Raw genomic sequence first — 9,723 nt, 5'->3', positions numbered from 1 at the left:
ATCCCTCATAAAAGGAGTTATATTAATTGACGAAAACATAGTTTACAATGTATTTAATACATTGTAAACTAAATTATCGTCAACTTTCAATCGACCTTTATACAAGCATTGATAGGATCTACTTTCAAACGTCTTTCTTCTTCGTTTTTGTCTTAAAACAAAAAGAAGCAAAAAATTCAAGGCATTGAAGTCAAAAGCTAAATTCCATTTCTCTCGCCTAAATGATTTTAAACTCGCTAAAGCTCAAACAGCAAAATCATTTTTAACGGCTCACTTCATGAAATTCTTAACGCTTTTCCCTTCAAGGCCGAGGAAAGTACTGCCAAACGAATTGGGTAGAATGCCACTGGCGCGAATGTTAAGCGTTAGCGGCATTCGTGTCCTACAGATCAACAGAAATCTCCTGATTTCTAAAAATCATAAATATTCGAAAACTTAGTTTACAATGTATTAAATACATTGTAAACTAAGTTTTCGTTAATATTTGAGTGTAGCTTTTATGCATAACATCTCTAGCCTTTTCTTTTGTAAACTGCCATTTGAATTTAACTTTTTTGTCATTTCGATCTTTGATTACCGCCATTACTCTTTTCTCTAATTCTTCCTGAGATGGAATTCTATCAGACAAACATTGCTTTGATAATGCTGAAAATTCAATTTCTACCATGTTAAGCCAGCTAGCTGATTTTGGTGTGAAATAGAAATCAAATTTCTGAGTGAGACTGAATGCTTTTTCGGCTTCCATATTTTGGTAAAAAGAACTATTACTATGTGTATTTAAGTTGTCCTGGACTAGTTTTATTTGGTGTGCATCAGCATATAGGAGACTTAGCTCATGCATAAAATCTGCATATTCTTGCTTTCTTCTCTGTTTATAAACTTTACCAAATCGCTTTCCGGTTAATGGTTCTATTGCCATTAACAATACACACGAACCATGTTTTTCATAACTGTAATGTTCCTTCTTTACTTTTCCTTTTTGCATGGGAATAGGATCTACTTTATCTCCAATCAAGAAACAAGGTCGTTCATCAAAGCATATTACAGGGTATTTTGGATCATAAGGCTGGTTATATAACCATAAAATCTGCTCCATCCTTGCAATAAAATCACTTGTCACTTTACTTATACACCACTGTTTTTTGAGGTGAGGCTTAAGTTCGTTTTTTTCAATATCTCTTGAACATGTGTATGAGAGATTTCATCTACATATCCTAGTTCAACGACCTTATCAGCCAACATTCTTAAGGTCCATTTAGAATAACCTTCAGGGGGAGTACTGCAAGCTAATGCCGTAATTTTTGCCTTATTTTCACCAGTTAAACCTGCAGGACGGCCACTTCGTGGTTTTTCCTCCAGTAAAGAATTTAAACCTTCTAACTTATACTTCTTTTTCCAATCTGATACAGTGGCTAGTCTAACCTGTAAAATAGAAGCAACCTCCTTATATGTTTTATGCTCATTAAGTAACAATAAAGAAGTTAAACGAAGACTAACTCTTGATTTTATATCACCTTTAGAAAGAAGTTCTTTGATGTGATTTTTCTCTTCTTCACTTAATTGAATATGATCTCTTTTCATCTCTTTAAATTTAAGATCTTAAATTGACGAAAATTTAGTTTACAATGTACTTAGTTAGAGTGTAATTACTTAAACGTGTACATTTCCTCCAATTTGAAGTATAAAAAAACTTCTACCAAAATGAGTAGTAAATCGATTGAAGCACCTTTATCAGATTTATATTTGCATAAATACAGGGTTAATTTTAAGGTAATCAGCAATTGTGTATTGTATTATTAAATTATTTTCACGAATTCTTGCATACTTTTATAAAAGGTACTACTTTTGGTAGTAGTTATGGATAGCTTATTATTAAACATAGGATTTTCTCATCAAGAACTGAAGATTTACAAGCTCTTATTAGAGAAAGGGGAATTGACTGTTACAGAAATTTCTAGGGCAACTTCAATCCCTACCTCAAAACTATATGCCTTTATGGATACACTTACCGATAAAGGATTTTGTAGATTAATAAAAGACCGTCCAAAGATTTACGCACTAAACTCTCCTAATTCTGCATTTTCCAGAATTAGGGACGAATACTTACAAAAAGAAAAAGCATTACAAAAATTAAGTACAGAACTAGAAGACAAATTTTTACAAACTCAGTCTAATACCGCTACTGTTTTTAAAACTATAACCAGTAAGAAGGAAATACTCGAAGAATATTATCGGTTATTTCGATTAGCTAAAAAGATTGGTGTTGGTTTTTCAAAAGCACCCTACACGGTGAACATCAATGAACTTGAAAACGTGAATCCATCAGAGGAGGATTCTATTAATAGTGGAGTAGAGTTTAAGGGGATTTATGAACTGCCTCCAGGAGAGGATGAGGTATCGATAAAGAAGCTGGCCAATTATTTTAAATCAAAAGGAGAGGACGTGAAAATGGTTGAATCCTTGCCTTTTAAAATGTTGATGGTAGATTTTCAATACGTGCTTATTCTACTGCATGGAGGTGCTGGAATGTCATTAAATATGGCATTAAGTGTTGATGACAAGGACTTCGCAACATCGATGTATGATTTATTCAATCTTTATTGGGAAAAAGCAGACGTAGTTTAGACTTTATTCAATGATATAAAAGTGTGCTAATATCATTGATCTACAACATCTTCATCTCATAGTAAAGAACAATATTGTTCTCTTGCTGACTTACAAAATTTTTATGCTTTATAAATAAATGAACTCATTTATAGTGGAGACATATTGTCAAAATTATAATAGGTTTTTAAATTTTTCAACCAATTCATATCTGATTATTATTTAAACATGATGAACTTAGTTACTCGAACTAAATTGTGGTTGAGTTTGATGGCAGTGTGTTGCCTATTATTTCAAACTCCAATCCACGCACAGGACAACAATGTAATTACCAAGGGGGTAATTAGGATTAAAGTGAAACAAGGCAATGTCAACTTTTTAGAAGAACAGGTAGCCAAGATTACTAAAAACGAATTGCCAATTAATGCTACTGGCTTCAGAAATTTTGACCAATTAAATGATAAGTTTCACACTACAAAAATCAAAAGAGTTTTCCGTGATGCAGGAAAATTTGAAGCAAGACACCAAGCTTATGGTTTCCACCAATGGTACGAAATCCAAACGGACTCACTAAACGAAGTGCAAGAGTTATTGTCTGCCTATGAAGCTTTGGAAATGGTAGAATTTGCTGAGCCAAAAAGAGAATACAGTCTTTTTGATACAATGAGTGAAGCTCCAAATGATCCATTCTTCAACAATCAATGGCATTACCACAACTTTGGACAGTCATGGGGAACGCCCGGTGCTGATATCAACTTGTTGAAAGCGTGGGAGATCGAAACAGGTTCTCCAGACGTAGTTGTGGGTGTGATTGATGGTGGTATTGATGTAAACCACCCTGACTTGATCAACAGATTATGGATCAACACAGGTGAAATCCCAGGTAACGGTATTGATGATGATGGCAATGGTTATGTAGATGATTATTATGGCTGGAACTATGCTGATAATATGCCTACAATTATTCCTCATTACCATGGTACACACGTTGCGGGTACTATTGCAGCAGAAAACAACAATGGTATCGGTGTGTCAGGTGTAGCCGGTGGTTCTAAGCCAGAAGATGGTGTTAGAATGATGTCATTACAGGTATTCTCCAATTATTTGAATTCCACTACAGTAGGAGGTTTTGAAGAAGCTTTTATTTATGCAGCAGATATGGGTTCCGTTATCACCAATAACTCATGGGGTGGCGGCATGGAATCTGAATTGCAAAAAGAGACAATCCGTTACTTTATTGAAAACGCAGGAAAAGACGCAGAGGGTAATGTAGTAGGTCCAGTTGATGGTGGTGTTGCTATTTTTGCAGCAGGAAACTACGGTGGCCATAATGGAATTTATACACGTCCAGCTTCATCTTTCCCATCTACAATGGAAGAGGTAATTTGTGTAGCCAATACGGATAACACAGATAAGAAATCATACTCATCGTACTGGAATGAAACAGTAGATATTGCTGCTCCAGGTACAGATATTTACTCTACTTTCCCTAACGGACAGTATGAAGTTATTTCAGGAACTTCAATGGCAGCACCTCACGTAGCAGGTGTAGCGGCATTGATTGCTTCCAATAATGCTTATGGAATTACAGCCGATCAAGTGAGAGACCGATTAGTAAATCACTCTAAAAATATTGATCACCTTAACCCAACTTTTGTCGGTAAAATGGGTAAAGGTCGTTTAGATGCTTATGCTTCATTGGTAAAGGATGAAGGGGCATTGCCTCCGGTAGTATCAGATTGGGGTTTCCAATATGTTTACTCTACGACTGCAAGAATCGGTTGGATGTTTGTGAAGGATGATTTTGGTTTAACAATCAAGAACTATGAGATCTTAAAAGCAACTGGTGAGTTCACTAGCAATGAGGATTTTGAAGCAAATGCTGAAGTAATTTCATACCAAGCTATTACTGCAAATTCGTTTGCGAATTATGTATTGGAAGGTTTAGCACCAGTGAATACTTATTCAATTGCCATTAAAGCAGTTGATCAATTTGGAAATAAGTCTCCTTTGTCTGAAGTATTTACAGTGACTACACAAGCCACTCCATTATTATCTTGGGTAACAGAAGATGTTCCTCATTTACAATATGATGTGACTTCTGGTGAATTCCCTTCTGCAAGTTTGGCCATTACCAATTCAGGTTCAATGCCGAGTAGAATTGTGTATACGATCAATGATTTTGATTATTCTCAAGAGGCACCATCTCCTATGGGAATAGCAACGGCTTCTACTTTTACGCCAGAAAATAATTTGCCATTTGTTTCTTCTGAAGAATTTTCAAGAATGCCTTTTTCTGACATCCCAGGTGACGGAGGAAGCGTTGATATAGAAGATGAGATCACCATCTTACCAGGTACAAAAAAGATGGATTCTGTTTATCATGAACAAGAGCCACTACCTACTTATATGGTAGGACATACTGGTGCGGCAATGGAATATGCCAACAAGTTTGTGGCAGAGAGAGATATGGAAATTAGTGTGGTAAGAGCTGTACTTTCCAATGAAATGTATGCTTCTGTACCATTTACAGTAGCCATGTATATTGGTGGTGAAGATCAACCTTTCGGTCAGCCAGTAGCAACAAGTAGCTTCTATGTATCTGGTCAGCAAAGAGGTGGATGGGTAGAAACTTCATTTTGGCCAAGAAAGGTAAAAGCAGGTGAGATTTTCTGGATTGCCATTGGAGCGCCTCAAGGTATTTATTTCCCACTTGGTGCAGATGAAGCTTCCTACCGTGATAGAGGTAAATCATATGCAAGAAAAGGAACACATGGGTATTACACTGATTATGCTACAGCTCATCAATCGGTATTCAAGATTAGAGCGTATGAAGCACAGAAGAAAAACGATATGGTTTCTTTCAGTGCAAGATATCATGATATCAACAACGGTGAAGAAGCGAGAACGGATGTTACTTTAAGAGATACAGATTGGAAAAACGGTACTTACAAATTACAAATTGTAGCTACGCATGAAAATCCAAATCAATATCCGTTAGCAAAGGACATCTATGTTACAGTTACAGGTAATACTCCAGAACTAGTGCCAAGTGTTGAAGAGTTTGCCTTCGGTACATTGTTCGAGAATAAATCTGATAACCAAACGTTTGTCTTAAAAAATGAAGGTAAGGCAGAAGCGGAGGACATTCAATTGACGGTTTCTAATGAGGATTACTTCTCTGTATCGCCTTCTACAATTCCTTTATTAAAGGCTGGTGAGCAGATAGAAGTTGTTGTTAGCGCTAAGGCAACATCTGATGTAATCAACGTAGAGGGTGAATTATCAATTGAAGGATATGGCGTTTCTATTCCTTTATCAGTAAATCGTGTAATAGGACCAAAAATCGTTGCGGACTTATCGACCATCGACTGGAAAGGTGATAATGCAGTAACTATTGGTGAGTCAAGAACAGCTGAATTTACGTTGACAAATGAAGGTGATCAAGCCACTGAGTTTGTTTTTGAAAACATTGAAAACGATGGTTATACAAGTTTTGTAAGTGACATTGTTCCTTCAAGAGCTACTCTTGATGCGGGTGAGTCTATCACTTTGGAAGTGTCAATTGATACAGAAGGCGAAATTGCTTATTCTAATACAAAGTCAACGACACTTTATGCTACACACGATGCCGGAAGAACAAGTGTTCGATTTGAAGTAGAACTTCTAGGAGAAGTAGTAGCTGAGTATGACGCTGATGTTGATTTTGGAAGCATCATTTATAGTGACGGTGCTACATTATCAAGATATGTAACGATTGAAAATAAAGGTAATGTAAAAGGTACTTTCTCAATGGGCGATCTTCCTGCAGGATTTACAGTAAGTGGTTATATCCCATCTACTATCAGTCCTAATGGCAAAGTAAACTTAAACATGAAAGCAACTTTTGCTGGTGTAGAAGAGTTGACTGGTGTGATGACATTTACATTGAACGATGAGCCTTATGAGATCAACTTAAAAGCAACTGCATTGCCATCGCCTACGATTGATGTAAACACGGGTAACTTTGTAACTTCAGATCAAATTGCTTACGGTGAAGAAGGACAAACCACTTCATTGACAGTGACAAATGAATCAGAAGACCTTGATTTATACTACAGCTTGTCTACTCCAAAATGGATGATGCAAGAAGGAGAAGAATTCTTCGATTTTGAAGGTGTTGATGGTTTTGGTTACGAATATAAAATTGAAGACAGCCTTGTATGGGAAGATATCTCAGCGGTTGGTAAAGACGTTTCTTATGAAATGTTCTACCCTGAGTTTGTCTACGCTTATGAGTTTGAAAACTTTAAGTTCCCATTCTATGGTCAATACTATGACCGTTTCCAAATGTCAATTGCAGCATTGATCAGCTTCAACCCTGAAACAACTCCAGATGATTTCAGATACAACCCACCACCAGTATATAATATTGCAGATGGTAGTATCTACAATGGATTGGACTTAGGTATTATCTCAGCATTCTGGATGAACATGACGCCATCAAGTCTTGAAGGAAGTGGTATTTTCATGTATGAGAAAGAAGATCGATTGATTATTCAATTCGAGAAAAATGTTGCCGTAGGTGCTGGATCTTTAGGTGCAGAAACAATTACTACATTGCAAATGGTATTGCATGAGAATGGTGATATTGTGATGGCCTACAAAACTTTACCGAATGTATTCGTTTACCAAAATATTGGTATGAAGAATATTGAAGGTGATTATGCTTGGCAATACATGGAGACCAATGCAGATTACAGAGCGAGAATTCTTGGTAAAACATTGAGAATTAAAGCACCAGAATTGATAAAAGTTCCTGCTTTAGCTTCTAAAGAAATCTCATTACAATATGTAGGAAACAAAACAGCAGTAGGTGAGCATGAAGGACAAGTAATTGTACATAACAACGATGCTTCAAATTCAAGAGTTATTACTGATGTAAATCTTACAGTGACAGGAGAAGCAGCATTGAGCTTAGAAGCAGATTCGTTAGTGTTTGATCAGTTAGTATATCTTGAAGATACAGTGATGACACAATCTTTAGATTTTGTATTGAAAAACGAAGGAAGTTTACCAGTAAATGTTACAGCTTCATTACTGCATGATCAATCTTTCAGTTTTGATATTGATACCTTGGTAGGTGCGTTCAGTGAGTTGGCATTGCCAGTAGCTTTCGGTGCAAATACAAATGATGTGGTAGTGGATACGCTAGTATTGGACTTTGATAATGGAGAACAAATGTTGCTTCCACTTCAAGGTGACGCTTTATTGCCTGCCATCATTGAGTATGATTTAGCAGAAACAGTAAGAACAGATACATTGGATATCTTGGTGAATGAAGGTGCTGAAACGGTCTATAATTTCTCATTATTAAATGCAGGATTAGAGCAAGAATTGGATTATGCAGTTACATTAGGAATTGCGAAATACGGTTGGGGTGTTGAGAAATCAATGAAAGTAGCTTCAGAAGAAGAAGAGGAATCTCCTGAACCGTCTGCTGTTTTGGAAAACAATACACTTGAATCTTTAGCAATGCTAGATGCATTTGATTTCAATGCACAAAATCTTAGAGCAAGCTCAATGAGAACAGTTCACGTTGAAAAGCATGCATTCTCAGATTCAATTTCATATGACTTCCCAACGGAAGAACCGATGAGTTATTTAGGGTCATCTGACTTTGATGTTCATTATGCAGCGAAGTTTGAAGTAAACAACATCCAAGGTTTTACATTGACGCATATCAGCAACTATTTTGTGAAGCAATCGGATTCAGCTTGGAAGTTTGAAGTATTAAAAGGTGATTCACCAACGTCTGAAGAGGTACTTACAACACAAATGTATTACCCAAGTTCATTGACAGGTGAAATGGAAAACATCACTTTAGATCAACCAATTTTCTTCGAAGATGGTGAAACATTTGTGATCCGTGTAATGGCACCTCAAGATGTAGAATTCCGTTTACCGGTAGATTATAACGTACCTTCAGTGATTGGTAAATACTTTGTCACTTTAGATGGCGGTAACAACTGGGAAGTGATGTCATCAAGCAACTACTTCTATTATACTTACGCGATTAAGTTGAGAGCGATGGATGCTTATGGTCAAGAGTGGGTGGATATTACTCCAAAGGCAGGATCTATTGCATCAAAAGATACAATGGAGATCTCAATCACAACGGCAATGAACAGATTTGAAACGGGTGATTACGAAGGTTACCTTTACATTGGTCATAATCAAAAGCTGAAAGAAACAATCAAAGTACCAACGGCCATCAAATACAATGCGGCTCCTTACTTTGCAGATTCAACAGCTTTGAATATCAACGAAGGAGATAGTATTACTTGGGCATTGCCAATGCTTGATAAAGAAGGACATTCAATCTCAGTAAACGAAGCTACAAACGCAGATGATTTCACTTACGACATGTCAAACGACACTTTATACTTAACAATGTCGCCTACTTACTTGATGAGTGGAGAATACTTCCCATCATTCGAAATTGAAGACGAATTGGGCGCTAAGAAAGTCATTGACTTATCAGTGGAAGTAATGGATACGAAAGTGGCTCCTGTTATTGTAAAAGAATTTGATTCACTTTCATTGCATCCAAGTTCTGAGACAGTATTATCACTTGATGAGTATTTTGAGACTTTAGATGAAGAAGAAATGATTTTCTACGTAAAGAGTGCAGATCAATTTACAACAGCTTGGGTAAACGGTAGCGAGTTAACTGTATTTGGATCAAGTCTTGGTGATTCTGAAATCACGGTGGTGGCAGAAAACGAGTCAGGTCTTAAAGTAGAAAGCTTACTTAAGGTAACTGTTTTAGGAGCGCCGTTATCAGTGAATGTAGATAAGTTGGATCAGCTTGTTTATCCAAATCCTACAAAAGGAAAAGTATGGATGAAATTACCATCTACTTTCTCTAGTAATGCTTCTGTTGTAGAAGTCTACAATCTGACAGGACAACTGATGTCATCATCAGAGGTTCAAAATACTGGAAATATTGTTGAAGTAAACCTATCAACTATGCCAAATGGTTTCTATTTGATCAAGGTAAGTAATGGTACTTCTCAAGTAAAAGGTAAAGTATTGAAAAAATAATGAAGTATTCTGTGGTCCGAATATCACGGTTTG

At 36.5% G+C, this 9,723-nt stretch carries 4 protein-coding genes; 2 read left to right on the top strand and 2 right to left on the bottom strand.

Annotation, left to right across the window (positions count from 1 at the left end):
* Window positions 1-466: 466 nt before the first annotated feature.
* Window positions 467-1,129 carry an IS630 family transposase gene (locus PL77_RS21615; RefSeq protein ID WP_253274009.1) on the bottom strand — a complete coding sequence of 221 codons (663 nt, stop codon included), beginning with the start codon at window positions 1,127-1,129 and terminating at the stop codon, window positions 467-469.
* Window positions 1,126-1,581, bottom strand: coding sequence for a helix-turn-helix domain-containing protein (locus tag PL77_RS21610; protein ID WP_044210166.1), 456 nt, complete (start codon window positions 1,579-1,581; stop codon window positions 1,126-1,128). Before PL77_RS21610 ends, PL77_RS21615 begins: the two co-directional genes overlap by 4 nt.
* 276 nt (window positions 1,582-1,857) lie before the next feature.
* Between PL77_RS21610 and PL77_RS21605 the strand changes: the two genes are divergently transcribed.
* Both PL77_RS21605 and PL77_RS21600 read left to right on the top strand, forming a co-directional pair.
* Entirely contained in the window at window positions 1,858-2,625 is a 768-nt protein-coding gene (locus tag PL77_RS21605; RefSeq protein WP_044210164.1) for a TrmB family transcriptional regulator, read from the top strand.
* Between the two features lie 207 nt (window positions 2,626-2,832).
* Entirely contained in the window at window positions 2,833-9,690 is a 6,858-nt protein-coding gene (locus tag PL77_RS21600) for a S8 family serine peptidase (protein WP_044210162.1), read from the top strand.
* The last annotated feature ends 33 nt before the right edge of the window (window positions 9,691-9,723 follow it).

Origin of the sequence: Flammeovirga sp. OC4 (assembly GCF_000812565.1) — a bacterium.
GTDB lineage: Bacteria > Bacteroidota > Bacteroidia > Cytophagales > Flammeovirgaceae > Flammeovirga.
This window is presented reverse-complemented; position numbering and strand designations above follow the sequence as displayed.

Coding starts and splice junctions, on each gene's coding strand:
- PL77_RS21600 (WP_044210162.1), top strand. CDS start 2,833: ATGATGAACTTAGTTACTCGAACTAAATTGTGGTTGAGTTTGATGGCA.
- PL77_RS21605 (WP_044210164.1), top strand. CDS start 1,858: ATGGATAGCTTATTATTAAACATAGGATTTTCTCATCAAGAACTGAAG.
- PL77_RS21610 (WP_044210166.1), bottom strand. CDS start 1,581: ATGAAAAGAGATCATATTCAATTAAGTGAAGAAGAGAAAAATCACATC.